Here is a 15,028-nt window from a genome sequence, read left to right as displayed (position 1 = left end):
GCACCGGCCGATGTCCATCGATCTCCCGAACACCGTGACGCCCGCGCAGATCGACGCGGCTGCCGCGCTGCTCGACGCGGGGCAACTCGTCGCATTCCCGACCGAAACCGTGTACGGGCTCGGCGGCGACGCGGCGAATCCCGAGGCCGTCGCGCGCATCTATGCGGCGAAAGGGCGGCCGGCGAACCATCCGGTGATCGTGCATCTGCCGCCCGGCGGCGACCCGGGCTACTGGGCCGACGACCTGCCGGCCGATGCGCAGGCGCTGATCGATGCATTCTGGCCGGGCCCGCTGACGCTGATCCTGAAGCGTCATGCGCGCATTCCGGATGCCGTGAGCGGCGGCCAGGATTCGGTCGGCCTGCGCTGTCCGTCGCATCCGGTCGCGCAGGCGCTGCTGGCCGCGTTCAGCGCGCGGCGCGGCGGCCACGGCGGCGTCGCCGCACCGTCCGCGAACCGCTTCGGCCACGTGAGCCCGACTACCGCTCAACATGTGCGCGAAGAATTCGGCGACACCGTGCACGTGCTCGACGGCGGTCCGTCGGAAGTCGGCATCGAATCGACGATCCTCGACCTGTCGCGCGGCTTTCCGGCGCTGCTGCGCCCGGGCCACGTGACGCCGCAGCAGATCGCCGACGTGCTCGGCCGCGCGCCGCGCCTGCCCGACGGCAGCGATGCGACCGCGCCGCGTGCGTCCGGCACGCTGAAGGCGCATTACGCGCCGCGCACGCCGCTCGCGCTGCTGCCGTTCGACGCGCTCGAGCCGCTGCTCGCGGCCGCGCAGACCGACGGCGAACGCGTCGCGCTCGTCGCGCGCGCGTCGCGCGCGGGACGCTGGGCGCAGGCCGACGGCGTGCATTTCGTCGCGGCGCCGGAAGATCCGCAGGCGTATGCGCGCGATCTGTACGGGATGCTGCGCGCGCTCGATCGTGCGCAGGTCGCCCGCATTCTCGTCGAGAAGCTGCCCGAGACCGTCGAGTGGATCGCGGTCAACGATCGTCTCGGTCGTGCGGCCGCGGCGTTCGAAGCGCGCGACTGACGCGGCTTTCCGACGCCGTCCGCTCCGGAATGAAATAACGCCCGACCGGCGAACCGGTCGGGCGTTCTTGTTTGCGCGCGTGGCGGGCGGCTTATTTGCCGACGCCCGAAGCCGCGATCTGCTTCTCCACGAACTGTGCGAACAGCGCGTGCAGGCGCGTCGTCGGGTGGACCATGTCGGCGAACATGTAGGTCTGGTCCGCGTTGGCGGTCGTGTAGGTCTGCGGCGAGCAGAACAGCGACTGGCCGAATGCCGATGGGTTCGCGACGCCGTACTGCGTCGCTGCGGCGACCATCGCCTTCAGGTTGCACGCGGTGTCGGTGTTCGACACGCTGAAGCCGTTCGCCTGGTAGTTGGCCGCGATGCCGTCCTGCCACGTGAACGTGTCGAGCAACGCGACCTTCGTCGTGTCGACCTTCAGCGCAGCCAGCGTGCCGGCGAGCGTCTGGTTGAACAGCCCCGACAGTTGCGTGAACGCGGCCTGCGTCTGCGCGCCGCCCTGCAGCGCGAGCGGTGTGCCGCCGATGTCCGGCACGTTCGACACGTACACGTGCGCCGCGCCCGCCGCGACGATCTGCTGGACGATCCCGCCGAGCTGCTGCGCGGCCAGGCCGATCGCCTGCGCCGCCGCGAGTTGCGCGGCCGGCGTGTTGCCTTGCGCCTGCGCGACCTGCGCCTGGTAGAAGATGTCGTTCGCGCCGCCGTTGACCAGCACGATCTGGCCGGCGTTGAAGCTGCCGTGCTGCGTCAGGTACTGCTTGACCTGATCGGCGATCGGCGTCGTGGTCGCCTGCGCGTAGTCGGCGTTCGGCACGCTCGCGTCCGCGTGGCCGATGCCCGGCTGCAGCGTCACGCGCGAGCCGCCCTGTGCATAGCCGAGGCCGCCCGTCGCCTGCAGCGGAATGCCGAAGCCGCCCTGGTTCGCGGGCTGCAGCGTGTCGCCGTAGTACTGCGCGACGTCCTGGGTCCACACCTGGCCGGGGTTGGTCGTGAAGCGGCCGCCGCCGAAGCCGAGCTTGATCTGCGAGTAGGTGCCGGCGTCCGACAGGCTGTCGCCGAACGACACGACCTGCATCTTCACGCCGGACGGCGGTGTGTTCGACGCGCTGCTGCTGTTGTTGTCGTCACCGCCGCCGCACGCGGCGAGCAGGGCGAGCGCGGCGCCCGCGATCGCGACCTGCGCGGTGCGCAGCAGGCGTTGACGGTTGCGCGACGGGAATTGTCGTTGTGACTGCATCGTTCGATCTCCTCGTAGATATGGCCCGATGTATTTCTCATCTGCCGCGCGTCTCCTCAGGTACTGGCTGCGCGGCGGCCGTTGGCTGAAGCGGTTTATTGGTCGCGCACGGCCGCGAGCGGCATGGTGCGCGGATCGTGGTTTGCGGCCTCGGCGATCTGCGCATGATAAGCGCTCGCCCATTCGGGCGGGCCGAAAATCGCGCGCAGCTTGTTGCGCCATCCACGGACGCGCAACGCGTCGTCCGCCATCGACACCCACTCGTGAAACGTCGCGACGAGCGGGTTGTTCGAGCCGAGCGGCTCGACGATTCCGAATTGCGGCGGATCGTCGGGCGACTCCTCGACGTAGCTGCCGAACAGGCGATCCCAGATCACGAGCACACCTGCGTAATTGCGGTCGATGTAGCGCGGGTTGCGTGCATGGTGCGCGCGATGGATCGACGGCGTGTTGAGCACGTATTCGAGCCAGCCGAGCTTGCCGATCGCCTGCGTGTGCACGAAGAACTGGAACGCGAGGTTGATCAGCACGACGCCGACGATCTGCTGCGGCGGAAAGCCGAGGAACGCGAGCGGCAGCCAGAACGCCCACATGCCCGCGACGGGATACATCAGGCTCTGCCGGAACGCGGTCGAGAAATTCATCCGCTCGGACGAGTGGTGCACGACGTGCGCGGCCCACAGCCAGCGCACGCGATGGCTCGCGCGATGGAACCCGTAGTAGAGGAGATCCTGGCCGACGAACAGCACGGCGAACGACAGCCAGCCGTCGTGCCACGTGAACAGCCGGAAATGTGCGTAGCAGTACGCATAAACGGGGATCACGAACAGCCACGCGAGCTTGTCGGCGGCCTGGTGCATCAGCGCGAGCGCCGCATTGCACAGCGTGTCGCGCCACGCATAGAGATGATCCTGCGCGCGCGTGCGGGCGAGGTGCCAGGCCTCCCACGCGATGCAGAGCAGGAAGACGGGCGCCAGCGCGAGCAGAAGCAATTCGACGTCGAATCGCATGGACGTGTCTCCTCCTTTCCCCTGCAAGCCGTGAGGCCGGGCGTATGGCCCGTTGTAGATATCGGTCAGGCCAACAGCCTACGCAATCGGCACGCGCTAGGCGAGGGGGCAGCGTAGAGGGTTCCCTCTGAGCGGCCCAAACCGGTCGCTTCGCGCCAGGCCGCCGAGGGGGCGTCCTGCGGGGCGGAAAACCTGGGGGCGGCCCGGCGTTTTCTTGAGGACTGGGTTTCTACGGAAGCCATGCGGAACGGGGCCGCGCGGTGCGGCCCCGTTTCATGGGCACGGCTGGCGGGCGCTGCGCGGCGCGCCGGCGGCCGGGACCGTTTCAAACCGCGCGGCGAGAACGCCCGGGGTGCGGGGCGCCCCGACATGTGGCGCCGCCCGCGATCGACTCAAGCCGGCAGTGCGGCATGCGTGCGCCGCGTCGCGGCGCGTGCGTCGTCAGTGCGCGCCCGCGTAGATCCATTCGAGCAGCGTGTCGTGCGCGGCACGCGCGCCTTCGGCGCGATCGTCGTTGATGAAGCTGACGACGATGTAGCTCTGCCCGTCGGCGCCCGCGACGTAGCCCGCGATCGCGCGCACGTCGCGCAGCGTGCCGGTCTTGATGTGCGCGTTGCCGAGCACGCCCGCGTTGGTGAGACGGTTCTTCATCGTGCCGTCGATGCCGGCGATCGGCAGCGAATCGATGAACGCCTGCGCGACGGGGCTTGCGTTCGCGGCCTGCAGCAGCGCGGCGAGCGACTGCGCGCTCACGTGTTCTTCGCGCGACAGGCCCGAGCCGTTCTCGAGGTCGAGGTCGGGCATCGCGATCCCGCTCTTCTGCAGGAACGCGCGAATCGCGCGGCTCGACTGCTCGGGCGTCGCGGGCGGCTTGCCGGCGACCGCGCCGATCGTCAGGAACAGGTTGCGCGCCATCACGTTGTTGCTGAACTTGTTGATGTCGTAGACGATGCTGCCGAGCACGGGGCTGTGATGGACCGCGAGCGGCCGTGCGGTGGTCGGCACCTTGCCTTCGCTGACGGGGCCCGCGATCGTGCCGCCGTCCTGCTGCCACAGCGCGAGGAAGCCGCGTGCGAAGAACGTCGTGTGATCGAGGATCGCGAGGTTCGTGGTGTGCGCGCCGCAGCGCAGCGGATAGTCGCCGGCGAACGAGGCGGTCATGATGCCGCCGCCGCCGGCCGACAACGTCGGACGCGCGGCCGCGGCCGCCGCGCCGCACGACCCGGTGCCTTCGACCAGCTGGTTGTCGATCGACAGGTTCGCGAGCGGCGGCAGCACGTCGACGGCGATCTTGCCGTCGTCGCCCGGCGTCACCGTGAACGACACGGCCTTGAACGCATACAGCAGCGGATCGGGGCCGACGTTGTACGGCGCGCTCACGTCGTCGTCGAACGACGGCAGGTCGCGCGTCGACGCGGCGAAATAGCTCTTGTCGAGCACGAGGCCGCCGGCCACGCGCTTGATGCCGGCCTTGCGCAACTTGTCGACGAGGTCGATCAGTTCCTCGGGTACGAGCTTCGGATCGCCGGTGCCCTTGATGTAGAGGTTGCCCTGCAACGTGCCGTCCGGATCGACCGGGCCGTCCGCATACGCGGTGGTGCGCCAGCGGAAGTCGGGGCCGAGGATCGACAGCCCCGAGAAGGTCGTGACGAGCTTCATCGTCGACGCCGGCATCATCGGCCGGCTCGCGTTCCACGCGATCAGCGGCTCGGGATCGCCGACGCGCTCGACGACGACGCTCATCGCCGAGGCCGGCACCTTCGCGCGCTGCAGTGCGACGAGCACGGACGCCGGCAGGCCGGCCGCCCGCGCGGCGGGCGACACCACGACGGTCTTGCGCGCTTCCTTGTGGGACTTCTTGCGGGCCTGCGCGGACGGTGCGAACGCAAGGGCCGTGCAGGTGGCGACGACGGCGGCCGCCCGCAGGAAGGGGCGGGCGCGGGGGGCGAACCGGGCGGAAAAATCGGAAATCGGCATGGGCGAATACGGGAAAAGCATCGGGCTCGGGCAGGGCGCGCGCGGCGCCGGAGCGCACATTGTAGAGACAAGTGCGCACGCACCCCTTGCAATCCGCCTTTCTGTTGCATTGCAGGCGGCGCACGCGATTCGCGGCGCTACAATGGTCGCCATGTCTTACTCGTCAGATGGGTTCCGGTTCCGATGCGGATTCTGCTTGTTGAAGACGATCGAATGATCGCCGAGGGCGTACGCAAGGCGTTGCGCGCCGACGGCTTCGCGGTCGACTGGGTGCAGGACGGCGACGCCGCGCTCACGGCGCTCGGCGGCGAGACGTACGACCTGCTGCTGCTCGACCTCGGCCTGCCGAAGCGCGACGGCATCGACGTGCTGCGCACGCTGCGTGCGCGCGGACAGTCGCTGCCGGTGCTGATCGTCACCGCGCGCGATGCGGTGGCCGATCGCGTGAAGGGGCTCGACGCGGGCGCCGACGACTACCTCGTCAAGCCGTTCGACCTCGACGAACTGGGCGCGCGGATGCGCGCGCTGATCCGCCGCCAGGCGGGGCGCAGCGAGTCGCTGATCCGCCACGGCGCGCTGACGCTCGATCCCGCGTCGCACCAGGTGACGCTCGACGGCGCGCCCGTCGCGCTGTCCGCGCGCGAGTTCGCGCTGCTCGAGGCGCTGCTCGCGCGGCCCGGCGCGGTGCTGTCGAAAAGCCAGCTCGAGGAAAAGATGTACGGCTGGGGCGAGGAGATCGGCAGCAACACGGTCGAGGTCTACATCCACGCGCTGCGCAAGAAGCTCGGCTCGGACCTGATCCGCAACGTGCGCGGGCTCGGCTACATGGTCGTCAAGGAAAGCTGACGCGTGCGGTCGATTCGTCATCAACTACTGATCTGGCTGCTCGCGATCGTCGTCGCGGGCGTGGGCGCCGCGGGCTGGCTGATCTACCGGCAGGCGCTCGCCGAAGCGAACGAGCTGTTCGACTACCAGCTGCAGGAAATCGCCGCGGCGCTGCCGTCCGAGCCGTTTTCGCAGGTGTTCGGTTCGCGCACCAACGGCGACGAAGGCATCGTGATCCAGATCTGGAACCGCAACGGCGTGCTGATGTACTTCTCGCATCCGCGCGCGCCGATCGCACCGCGCGCGGAACTCGGCTTCTCGACCGAGCGCACCGATCGCGGCGAATGGCGCGTGTACGGCGCGATCGTCGGCGACAACGTCGTGCAGCTCGCGCAGCCGCTGTCGGTGCGCAACCGGCTCGCGGCGAACGTCGCGCTGCGCACGCTGTGGCCGCTGATCGTGCTGCTGCCGTTTCTCGGCGCGGCGGTCTGGATGATCGTCGGGCAAGGGCTCGCGCCGCTCGAGCGCCTCACGCGCGCGGTCGAGGCGCGCCGGCCGGAAGCGCTCGATCCGTTGCCCGATGCGCGCCTGCCGCTCGAGGTGCAGCCGCTCGTGCGCGCGCTGAACGGGCTGCTCGCGCGGCTCGCGGCCGCGCTCGACACGCAGAAGGCTTTCGTCGCCGATGCCGCGCACGAGCTGCGCACGCCGCTCGCGGCCGTGCAGATCCAGGCGCAGCTCGTCGCGCGCGCGAAGGACGACACGTCGCGCCGCGAGGCGCTCGCCGATCTGCAGGACGGCGTCACGCGCGCGACGCGCCTCGCCGAGCAATTGCTCGCGCTCGCGCGTGCCGAACCGGACGGCGCGACGATGCGCGAGCCGGTCGACCTGCAGGCGCTGCTGGTCGAATGCGTGGCCGCGCATGCACCGCTCGCGCAACGGCACAGCATCGATCTCGGCTTCGAGGAGACGCGCGCGGCGACCGTCGTCGCGGACGTCGGCGCGCTGCGCGTGATGTTCGGCAACCTGCTCGACAACGCGGTGAAGTACACGCCGGACGGCGGCCGCATCGACGTGTCGCTGACGCGCGACGCGGCCGGCCGCGCGTGCGTGCAGATCGGCGACAGCGGCCCCGGCATCCCGGCCGAAGAGCGCGAGCGCGTGTTCGACCGCTTCTACCGCGACAGCTCCGCGCGGGCGCGGGCCGACGTGTCGGGCAGCGGGCTGGGGCTCGCGATCGTCAAGCGCGTGGCGGCGCAGCAGGGCGCGACCGTGACGCTCGGCGACGCGGCCGCGGGCGGCCTGCTCGTGAGCGTCGTGTTCCGCGATGCCGGGCTGCCGCAGCCGGCGCCGCAGGCGTCCGAATCCGTATGACGAACGGCACACCGCGCGCGCGCCGGGCGGTAGCGGCGGCCTAAGCCCCGCTTAAGGTCGATTAAGCCTCCTTTAAGTCAGCGTCGTTACGCTGCGTCCTAACAACGAGGAGGTCCTACGATGAACACCCGATTCCTTGCGCGCGGCGCCGTCGCGGTCGCCGTGGCGGCCGCCCTGTCCGCCGGCTATGTCGCGGGCACCCGCCGCGCCGATCCGCAGATCATCACGCCCGCGCAGGCCGCCGCGCTGATGCCGGCCGAGGCCGCGGCGAAGACCGGCATTCCCGATTTCTCCGGGCTGGTCGAAACCTACGGCCCGGCGGTCGTGAACATCAGCGCGAAGCACGTCGTGAAGCAGGTGTCGCGGCGCGTGCCGCAGCCGCAGCTGCCGATGGATCCGAGCGATCCGTTCTACCAGTTCTTCAAGCACTTCTACGGCCAGGTGCCGGGCATGGGCGGCGACACGCAGCCGGACGACCAGCCGAGCGCGAGCCTCGGGTCGGGATTCATCGTCAGCTCGGACGGGTACATCCTCACCAATGCGCACGTGATCGACGGCGCGAACGTCGTCACGGTCAAGCTGACCGACAAGCGCGAGTACAAGGCGAAGGTCGTCGGCGCCGACAAGCAGTCCGACGTGGCGGTGCTGAAGATCGACGCGAGCGGCCTGCCGACCGTGAAGATCGGCGACCCGGCACAGAGCAAGGTCGGCCAGTGGGTCGTCGCGATCGGTTCGCCGTACGGCTTCGACAACACGGTCACGTCCGGCATCATCAGCGCGAAATCGCGTGCGCTGCCCGACGAGAACTACACGCCGTTCATCCAGACCGACGTGCCGGTGAACCCCGGCAACTCGGGCGGCCCGCTGTTCAACCTGCAGGGCGAGGTGATCGGCATCAACTCGATGATCTACTCGCAGACGGGCGGCTTCCAGGGCCTGTCGTTCGCGATCCCGATCAACGAGGCGATCAAGGTCAAGGACGAGCTCGTGAAGACCGGCCACGTGAGCCGCGGCCGCCTCGGCGTCGCCGTGCAGGGGCTGAACCAGACGCTCGCGAGCTCGTTCGGGCTGCAGAAGCCGGACGGCGCGCTCGTCAGCTCGGTCGACCCGAATGGCCCGGCCGCGAAGGCCGGCCTGCAGCCGGGCGACGTGATCCTCGCGGTCAACGGCTCGCCGGTGGCCGACTCCACGTCGCTGCCCGCGCAGATCGCGAACCTGAAGCCGGGCTCGAAGGCCGACCTGCAGGTGTGGCGCGACAAGTCGACGAAGTCGATCAGCGTGACGCTCGGCGCGATGACCGACGCGAAGCTGGCATCGAACGACGGTGGCCCGGTCGAGCAGGGGCGCCTCGGCGTCGCGGTGCGCCCGCTCACGCCGCAGGAGCGCAGTGCCGCCAACCTGTCGCACGGGCTCATCGTGCAGCAGGCCGGCGGCCCGGCAGCCAGCGCGGGCATCCAGCCCGGCGACGTGATCCTCGCGGTCAACGGCCGCCCGGTCACGAGCCCCGAGCAGTTGCGCGACGCGGTCAAGGGAGCAGGCAACAGTCTTGCTCTCCTGATCCAGCGGGATAATGCACAGATCTTCGTGCCGGTCGACCTGAGCTGACCGGCGGCCGTTGCGGGCCGGCCTGGCCGGCCCCGACGGGCGCCGCCGGCGTTCGGCCCGTGGTGCTGTGTTCCGACCCGAAAGGAGGGAGCCATGCAATATCTACGCAACGTGTCCCGATTTGCCGTCGCGGCGGCGCTGGCCGCCGGCTTCGCCGCCGCCGCGCCCGGCGCGTACGCGCAATCGGACGGCTTGCCCGCGGCGAGCCAGCAGGGCGATGTCAGCTACGTGTCGGGCGGCATCGGCAAGGATCAATCGACGGCATTCGAGAGCAACGAGGCGGCGTGGCCGCTGGCGCTGCGGTTCACCGGCAAGGGCGGCGAATACCTGGCCGACGTCCATGTGCGGATCGTCGACGGCAAGGGCACCGAGCTGCTGGCGACGGACGCGCGCGGGCCGTACATGCTCGTGAAGCTGCCGCCGGGGCGCTACACCGTGCACGCGTCGTACCAGGGCAGCGACGAATCGCGCGCGGTCACGGTCGGCGCGAAGGGCGGCGCGAAGGTCGCGTTCCAGTGGAGTGCGCAGTAGCGCGTCGCGCGCAGGCCCGGCCGGACCGCACAATCGGGCCCAGTTTCGCCCATAATGAAGGCCACGGCACTTGTGCCGTGGCTTTTTCGTTTCCGGCCCGCGGCTTGCGCGCCGGGACCGCCGCCCGGAGGAGAAACGATGTCCGATGCCGCCGACCCTCGCCTCGAAATCGTGCCGAACCGCCATCGCGTGCGCGTGATCCATCGCGGCATCACGTATGCCGATTCGCACGGCGCGCTGACCGTGCGCGAAACTGGCCTGCCGGATATCCATTACCTGCCGCGCGGCGACGTGAACATGCACCGGCTCGTGAAGTCGAGCGTCACGACGGACTGTCCGCTGAGGGGCCGGGCCGTGTATTTCGACCTGCAGACCGAAGACGGCGTGATCGAGAGCGCCGCATGGAGTTACGAGGAACCGGGGGCGACCGCGTCCGCGCTTGCGCACTACGTCGCCTTCGACGTCGCACGGGTCGACAGTCTCGTCGAGACGTCCTGATGCGGCGCGTGTTCATCGGGGAGGCATCATGGAACTGAACGACACGTTACGCGTACCGCTCGCGCCGGCCGTCGTGCGGGCGGCGCTCGAGGATCTCGCGCTGCTGCGGGCGAGCTTCGATCATTGCGAATCGTTCGTGAAGCTCGCGCGCGGCGAGTTCGCGCTGACCATCACGGTGCCGCTCGGCCCGCTGCGCGCGCGCTACGACGTGCGTGCGCATTCGGCGAGCGAGCAGGGCGACGCGGAAGGGCAGCCGCGCCGCGTGCTCAACTTCAAGGCGCGGGCCGACGGCCTCGGCGCGCTGCGCGGGCAGGTCGAGCTCGTGCTGCGGCCGGACGATGACGACACGGCTGCGACGTGCATCGAATACGTGGTGTGGGCGACGGCGAGCGGGCCGCTCGCCGAACTGCCGGCGCGGCAGATCGAGAACGCGCTGCACGAGTGGACGGACGATTTCTTCCGCGAATTCTGCGCGGTCGTGCAGGCGAAGCACGGTCTCGTGCCGAACCGCGCGCGCTCGAGCCCGCAGCGTCGCCAGCACGTGTTCCTGCGGCCGGCGTCGCTGATGGCCGCGGCGAAGCGTCCGCTGCCGCACCTCGGCGGCGCGCTCGGCGGCCGCGCCGCGAGCGCCGTGCATCATCGCGAATCGGGCCCGCTGCCCGTCTGGGCGTGGGCCGCGATCGTCGTGTTCGTGGCGTTGCTGCTGTACGCGGCGCGCTGGATCAACGGCACCTGAGCGCCTGCGCGCGCCGCCGCGCTGCCTCATTGTCCGGCCGATCGCCGGCCGTTCGTCGGCGGCGCGGCCGCCGCTAGCGTCGGGCGTCGGGCCCGGCGCCCCGAAATTCCTTCCGATATGCCGACGGCGACGTGCCGAGCGCGCCCGCGAAATGCTGGCGCAGCGACACGCTCGAGCCGTAGCCGGCCGCCTGCGCGATCGCGTCGATCGATTGTCCGGTGGTTTCCAGCAGATGCTGCGCACGCGTGAGCCGCTCGGCCTGCAGCCACGCGGTGACGGTCGTGCCCGTCGCCTGGCGGAAGTGGCGCGTGAAGGTGCGCCGGCTCATCAGCACGCGTTCGGCGAGCGAATCCACACTGTGCGCGACGTCGAGATGCGCGCGCACCCAGTCGAGCAGGCCCGCGAGGCGCGCGTCGCGCGGATGCGCGGCGACCGGCTGCGGCACGTATTGCGCCTGGCCGCCCTGGCGGTGCGGCGGGATCACGAGACGCCGCGCGATCTGGTTCGCGGCGTCCGAGCCGAAGCGCCGCCGCACGACGTGCAGGCAGCAGTCGAGCCCCGCGGCCGTGCCGGCCGACGTCATCAGGTTGCCGTCGTCGACGTACAGCACGTCGGGGTCGAGCTTCACGCGCGGAAAGCGCTGCGCGAAGTCGTCGGCCCACGCCCAGTGTGTCGTGGCCGGGCGCCCGTCGAGCAGCCCGGCCGCGGCGAGCACGTACGCGCCGAGGCACAGGCCGACCACCTGCGCGCCGCGCGCGGCGGCCGCGCGTACCGCATCGACCAGCGCGTCCGGCGGCGCTTCGTCGGGATCGCGCCATGCCGGCACGATGACGATGTCCGCGTCGTCGAGCGCGTCGAGCCCGTACGGCGCGGTGATCGTGAAGCCGCCCGTCGTCGACAGCGGGCCGCGCTCGGCCGAGCACACGCGGCACTCGAACGCGGGCATCGCGGCCGCATCGCGCTCCTTGCCGAACACGACGGACGGCACCGACAGGTGGAACGGGCTGATGCCGTCGTACGCGATCACGGCGACGACGGTCGGGGCGGGGGCAACGGACGACGCAGCGGCGCGCATGACGGGCTCCGGGGTGGCGATGGCCCGATTCTATCGAAGAATGGCTATCGGGCCACTGTCCGCCGGCGCGATGCAATCCGACAATGCATCGCATCGCGCTGCTGTCCGCCCCGTTCCGGAGCGGGGCGGCGCGGCCGAACCCGGAGCCTGCCATGTCGAACGCCGTATCGTCTTCCGCTTCCCGCCGTGCCCTGATCGTGATCGATGTCCAGAACGAATACGTGACGGGCAACCTGCCGATCGAATATCCGCCCGTCGACGCGTCGCTGGCGAACATCGGCCGCGCGATCGACGCCGCGCACGCGGCCGGCGTGCCGGTGATCGTCGTCCAGCACGTCGCGCCGGCGGGCGCGCCGATCTTCGCACCGGGCACCGACGGTGTCGCGCTGCATCCGGTCGTCGCCGACCGGCCGTATGCGCACCTCATCGTGAAGGCGCAGGCCAGTTCGTTCGCCGGCACCGATCTCGCCGCGTGGCTCGACGCGCACGGCATCGATACGCTCGCGGTCGCCGGCTACATGACGCACAACTGCAATGCGTCGACGGTCTATCACGCGGCCCACGCGGGGCTCGCCGTCGAATACCTGGCGGACGCGACCGGCGCGTTGCCGTACGAGAACGAAGCGGGCGCGGCGAGCGCCGAAGAGATTCACCGCGCGTACACGGTGGTGTTCCAGTCGAATTTCGCGGCCGTGATGTCGACCGACGCATGGATCGCGGGACTCGGCGGCGCGGCGATGCCGACGCGCGATTCGGTGGCCGCGTCGAACCGGCGGGCCCGCGCGCAACGCGCGAAGGCGGCCTGAGCCGGTCAGTCGCCCGTCTTCAGCATCGCCGGGCTGTAACGCATCATGTCGAAGCAGCCGTCGACGAGCTGTTCCGCATGCTGCTCGGCGTCGATCTCGTCGGGCAGCATCAGCATGTCGCGCACGAAACCGCTGACGAGCGTGTGCAGCATCAGCGTCGCGCGCCACGTGTCGAGCCGCTCGGGCAGCAGCTTGAGCCGCACGGCGCCCGCGAGATCGGCATCGATCGCGTGCAGCGCCTCGCTCATCCCCGCGCGGTTGCGCTGCAGCAGCGGTTCCATGTCCGCGACGTACTCGCACTTCATGAACAGGATGCTGAACACGCGCCGCAACTGCGAGTCGCGCTGCACGCCGAGCAGGCACCAGATCAGGATCTTGCGGATCTTCTCCAGCGGATTGCCGCCGGGCGCATCGAGCGGCATCCGCTTGAGTTCGTCGATCGGCAGGAACACGCGGTCGAACATCGCGTCGAACAGCTCGCTCTTGTTCGCGAAATGCCAGTAGATCGCGCCGCGCGTCACGCCGGCGTGATGGGCGATGTCCGCGAGCGACGTGTGCGACACGCCCTTCTCGAAGAACACGTGTTCGGCGGCGTCGAGAATGCGGTTGCGCGTCTCGAGCGCCTCCTCCTTGGTGCGTCTGACCATGTGCAGGCCTGAATGGATCGATCGTAGGTGAATATAGGGTCCGTAACCCTCGTCGCGGCTGTGCGGACGGGCTATGCTTGCGACTGGTAATAATTCGTAAGACTTGGCGGTTGGCGACGGACGAGCGGGCTTTTTACATACATTCGTGAATGTATATACAATACCACCCTACGATCGAATGACCAAAGTGGCAATCAGTTAATATCCCACTCTGCTGATTCCCGCCAAAGTACCAGTCCGCAGTTCGCGGCATCTCGTCGGCATGGAGGTCTCGTGCCGACTTGCTGTATCCAGTAGTCCAGTAATTCAGGTGTTCGATCTGCGCCGCGAGGCGCATCCGTGTGGCGCTCCGTCCGTGCGCCGCACTCATTCCATTGGTTACACACAGAGGTCGCTCCATGCGCGTCGAACGGGTTCCATACCGCTTGATCACTGTCGCGGCAGCCGCGGTTTTCCTGGCTGCATGCGGAAAAAAAGAATCGGCACCGCCGCCGCAAACGCCGGAAGTCGGCGTCGTCACCGTCCAGCCGCAAGCCGTGCCGGTCTACAGCGAACTGCCGGGCCGTACCAGCGCATTCCTCGTCGCGCAGGTCCGCGCGCGGGTCGACGGCATCGTGCTGCGCCGTGAATTCACCGAAGGCACCGACGTCAAGGCCGGCCAGCGTCTGTACAAGATCGATCCGGCGCCGTACCTCGCTGCATTGAACAGCGCGAAGGCGACGCTCGCGAAGGCGCAGGCGAACCTCGTCACGCAGAACGCGCTGGTCGCGCGCTACAAGGTGCTGGTGGCCGCGAACGCGGTCAGCAAGCAGGACTACGACAACGCGGTGGCCACCCAAGGGCAGGCCGCGGCGGACGTCGCGGCCGGCAAGGCGGCGGTCGACACCGCGCAGATCAATCTCGGCTACACGGATGTGGTCTCGCCGATCACCGGCCGCGTCGGCATTTCGCAGGTGACGCCGGGCGCGTACGTGCAGGCGAGCCAGGCGACGCTGATGTCGACGGTGCAGCAGCTCGATCCGGTCTATGTCGACCTGACGCAGTCAAGCCTCGACGGGCTGAAGCTGCGCCAGGACGTGCAGAGCGGCCGCCTGAAGACGAGCGGCCCGGGCGCGGCGAAGGTGTCGCTGATCCTGGAAGACGGCAAGACGTACTCCGAAGCCGGCAAGCTGCAGTTCTCCGACGTGACGGTCGACCAGGCCACCGGCTCGGTGACGATCCGCGCGGTCTTCCCGAACCCGGGCCGCGTGCTGCTGCCGGGGATGTTCGTGCGCGCACGGATCGAGGAAGGCGTGAACGAGAACGCGTTCCTGGTGCCGCAGATCGGCGTCACGCATGACCAGAAGGGCCAGGCGATCGCGATGGTGGTGAACGCGAGCAACAAGGTCGAGCCGCGTCCGCTGAAGACGGCGGGCATGCGCGGCCAGGACTGGATCGTCGAAGGCGGTCTGCAGGCGGGCGACCACGTGATCGTGCAGGGGGGCGAGAAGGTGCGTCCGGGCGCGACCGTGAAGTCGGTGGAGGCACAACTCGCACCGGCGGCCGGTGCCGCATCGGGTGTCGCCGCTGCCACCGCCGCTCCGGCTGCCGCCGGTTCCGGCGCCGCCGCATCGGGCGCAGCGCCGGCGAGCGCCGCCGCTGCTTCGAGCGCGCAATAACAGGGAGCCTGTT

General features: G+C 69.7%; 14 protein-coding genes. 9 read left to right on the top strand and 5 right to left on the bottom strand.

Annotated features, from left to right (window positions below):
* The first annotated feature begins 10 nt into the window (after positions 1 to 10).
* Positions 11 to 1,039: an L-threonylcarbamoyladenylate synthase gene (locus U5A56_RS10535; RefSeq protein ID WP_044844499.1), complete on the top strand. Its 1,029-nt coding sequence runs from the start codon at positions 11 to 13 to the stop codon at positions 1,037 to 1,039.
* 91 nt (positions 1,040 to 1,130) lie between these two features.
* On the opposite strand, the gene U5A56_RS10530 is transcribed toward U5A56_RS10535, so the two are convergent.
* From U5A56_RS10530 to dacB, 3 genes are all read right to left on the bottom strand, one after another.
* A complete protein-coding gene (locus U5A56_RS10530; RefSeq protein ID WP_321922155.1) occupies positions 1,131 to 2,276 on the bottom strand; it encodes an SGNH/GDSL hydrolase family protein in 1,146 nt (381 codons plus the stop codon).
* A gap of 95 nt (positions 2,277 to 2,371) precedes the next feature.
* A complete protein-coding gene (locus U5A56_RS10525; RefSeq protein ID WP_321922153.1) occupies positions 2,372 to 3,286 on the bottom strand; it encodes a sterol desaturase family protein in 915 nt (304 codons plus the stop codon).
* A gap of 441 nt (positions 3,287 to 3,727) precedes the next feature.
* On the bottom strand, positions 3,728 to 5,263 hold the full coding sequence (gene dacB, locus U5A56_RS10520; RefSeq protein ID WP_321922151.1) for a D-alanyl-D-alanine carboxypeptidase/D-alanyl-D-alanine-endopeptidase: 1,536 nt from the start codon (positions 5,261 to 5,263) through the stop codon (positions 3,728 to 3,730).
* Positions 5,264 to 5,446: 183 nt separating this feature from the next.
* On the opposite strand from dacB, the gene U5A56_RS10515 reads away from it, so the two are divergent.
* From U5A56_RS10515 to U5A56_RS10490, 6 genes are all read left to right on the top strand, one after another.
* Positions 5,447 to 6,109, top strand: a complete 663-nt coding sequence (locus U5A56_RS10515; protein ID WP_044844495.1) for a response regulator — start codon at positions 5,447 to 5,449, stop codon at positions 6,107 to 6,109.
* A 3-nt stretch (positions 6,110 to 6,112) separates the two neighbouring features.
* Positions 6,113 to 7,459, top strand: a complete 1,347-nt coding sequence (locus tag U5A56_RS10510) for an ATP-binding protein (RefSeq protein ID WP_044844494.1) — start codon at positions 6,113 to 6,115, stop codon at positions 7,457 to 7,459.
* Positions 7,460 to 7,579: 120 nt separating this feature from the next.
* Complete coding sequence (locus U5A56_RS10505; RefSeq protein WP_044844493.1) at positions 7,580 to 9,064, top strand: DegQ family serine endoprotease; 1,485 nt, start codon at positions 7,580 to 7,582, stop codon at positions 9,062 to 9,064.
* A gap of 93 nt (positions 9,065 to 9,157) precedes the next feature.
* Positions 9,158 to 9,595, top strand: a complete 438-nt coding sequence (locus U5A56_RS10500; RefSeq protein WP_124570685.1) for a carboxypeptidase-like regulatory domain-containing protein — start codon at positions 9,158 to 9,160, stop codon at positions 9,593 to 9,595.
* A 138-nt stretch (positions 9,596 to 9,733) separates the two neighbouring features.
* Complete coding sequence (locus U5A56_RS10495) at positions 9,734 to 10,093, top strand: DUF427 domain-containing protein (RefSeq protein ID WP_321809371.1); 360 nt, start codon at positions 9,734 to 9,736, stop codon at positions 10,091 to 10,093.
* Positions 10,094 to 10,121: 28 nt separating this feature from the next.
* On the top strand, positions 10,122 to 10,829 hold the full coding sequence (locus U5A56_RS10490; RefSeq protein WP_321922148.1) for a CoxG family protein: 708 nt from the start codon (positions 10,122 to 10,124) through the stop codon (positions 10,827 to 10,829).
* Positions 10,830 to 10,902: 73 nt separating this feature from the next.
* On the opposite strand, the gene U5A56_RS10485 is transcribed toward U5A56_RS10490, so the two are convergent.
* Positions 10,903 to 11,904, bottom strand: a complete 1,002-nt coding sequence (locus U5A56_RS10485; protein ID WP_321922146.1) for a helix-turn-helix domain-containing protein — start codon at positions 11,902 to 11,904, stop codon at positions 10,903 to 10,905.
* Positions 11,905 to 12,056: 152 nt separating this feature from the next.
* Here U5A56_RS10485 and U5A56_RS10480 point away from each other — a divergent pair, with 152 nt between their 5' ends.
* Entirely contained in the window at positions 12,057 to 12,710 is a 654-nt protein-coding gene (locus U5A56_RS10480) for a cysteine hydrolase family protein (protein ID WP_124666045.1), read from the top strand.
* Positions 12,711 to 12,715: 5 nt separating this feature from the next.
* Here the strand turns inward: U5A56_RS10480 and U5A56_RS10475 are convergent, their stop codons facing one another.
* Entirely contained in the window at positions 12,716 to 13,357 is a 642-nt protein-coding gene (locus tag U5A56_RS10475; RefSeq protein ID WP_124486934.1) for a TetR family transcriptional regulator, read from the bottom strand.
* 398 nt (positions 13,358 to 13,755) lie between these two features.
* Between U5A56_RS10475 and U5A56_RS10470 the strand changes: the two genes are divergently transcribed.
* Complete coding sequence (locus U5A56_RS10470; RefSeq protein ID WP_321922143.1) at positions 13,756 to 15,015, top strand: efflux RND transporter periplasmic adaptor subunit; 1,260 nt, start codon at positions 13,756 to 13,758, stop codon at positions 15,013 to 15,015.
* The last annotated feature ends 13 nt before the right edge of the window (positions 15,016 to 15,028 follow it).

The sequence above is a fragment of the Burkholderia sp. BCC1998 genome (assembly GCF_905339875.1).
Classification (GTDB): domain Bacteria; phylum Pseudomonadota; class Gammaproteobacteria; order Burkholderiales; family Burkholderiaceae; genus Burkholderia.
This window is presented reverse-complemented; position numbering and strand designations above follow the sequence as displayed.

Bases quoted from the DNA above. Each gene is read 5' to 3' on its own strand.
- U5A56_RS10535 (WP_044844499.1), top strand. From the start codon at position 11: ATGTCCATCGATCTCCCGAACACCGTGACGCCCGCGCAGATCGACGCG.
- U5A56_RS10530 (WP_321922155.1), bottom strand. From the start codon at position 2,276: ATGCAGTCACAACGACAATTCCCGTCGCGCAACCGTCAACGCCTGCTG.
- U5A56_RS10525 (WP_321922153.1), bottom strand. From the start codon at position 3,286: ATGCGATTCGACGTCGAATTGCTTCTGCTCGCGCTGGCGCCCGTCTTC.
- dacB (WP_321922151.1), bottom strand. From the start codon at position 5,263: ATGCCGATTTCCGATTTTTCCGCCCGGTTCGCCCCCCGCGCCCGCCCC.
- U5A56_RS10515 (WP_044844495.1), top strand. From the start codon at position 5,447: ATGCGGATTCTGCTTGTTGAAGACGATCGAATGATCGCCGAGGGCGTA.
- U5A56_RS10505 (WP_044844493.1), top strand. From the start codon at position 7,580: ATGAACACCCGATTCCTTGCGCGCGGCGCCGTCGCGGTCGCCGTGGCG.
- U5A56_RS10500 (WP_124570685.1), top strand. From the start codon at position 9,158: ATGCAATATCTACGCAACGTGTCCCGATTTGCCGTCGCGGCGGCGCTG.
- U5A56_RS10495 (WP_321809371.1), top strand. From the start codon at position 9,734: ATGTCCGATGCCGCCGACCCTCGCCTCGAAATCGTGCCGAACCGCCAT.
- U5A56_RS10490 (WP_321922148.1), top strand. From the start codon at position 10,122: ATGGAACTGAACGACACGTTACGCGTACCGCTCGCGCCGGCCGTCGTG.
- U5A56_RS10485 (WP_321922146.1), bottom strand. From the start codon at position 11,904: ATGCGCGCCGCTGCGTCGTCCGTTGCCCCCGCCCCGACCGTCGTCGCC.
- U5A56_RS10480 (WP_124666045.1), top strand. From the start codon at position 12,057: ATGTCGAACGCCGTATCGTCTTCCGCTTCCCGCCGTGCCCTGATCGTG.
- U5A56_RS10475 (WP_124486934.1), bottom strand. From the start codon at position 13,357: ATGGTCAGACGCACCAAGGAGGAGGCGCTCGAGACGCGCAACCGCATT.
- U5A56_RS10470 (WP_321922143.1), top strand. From the start codon at position 13,756: ATGCGCGTCGAACGGGTTCCATACCGCTTGATCACTGTCGCGGCAGCC.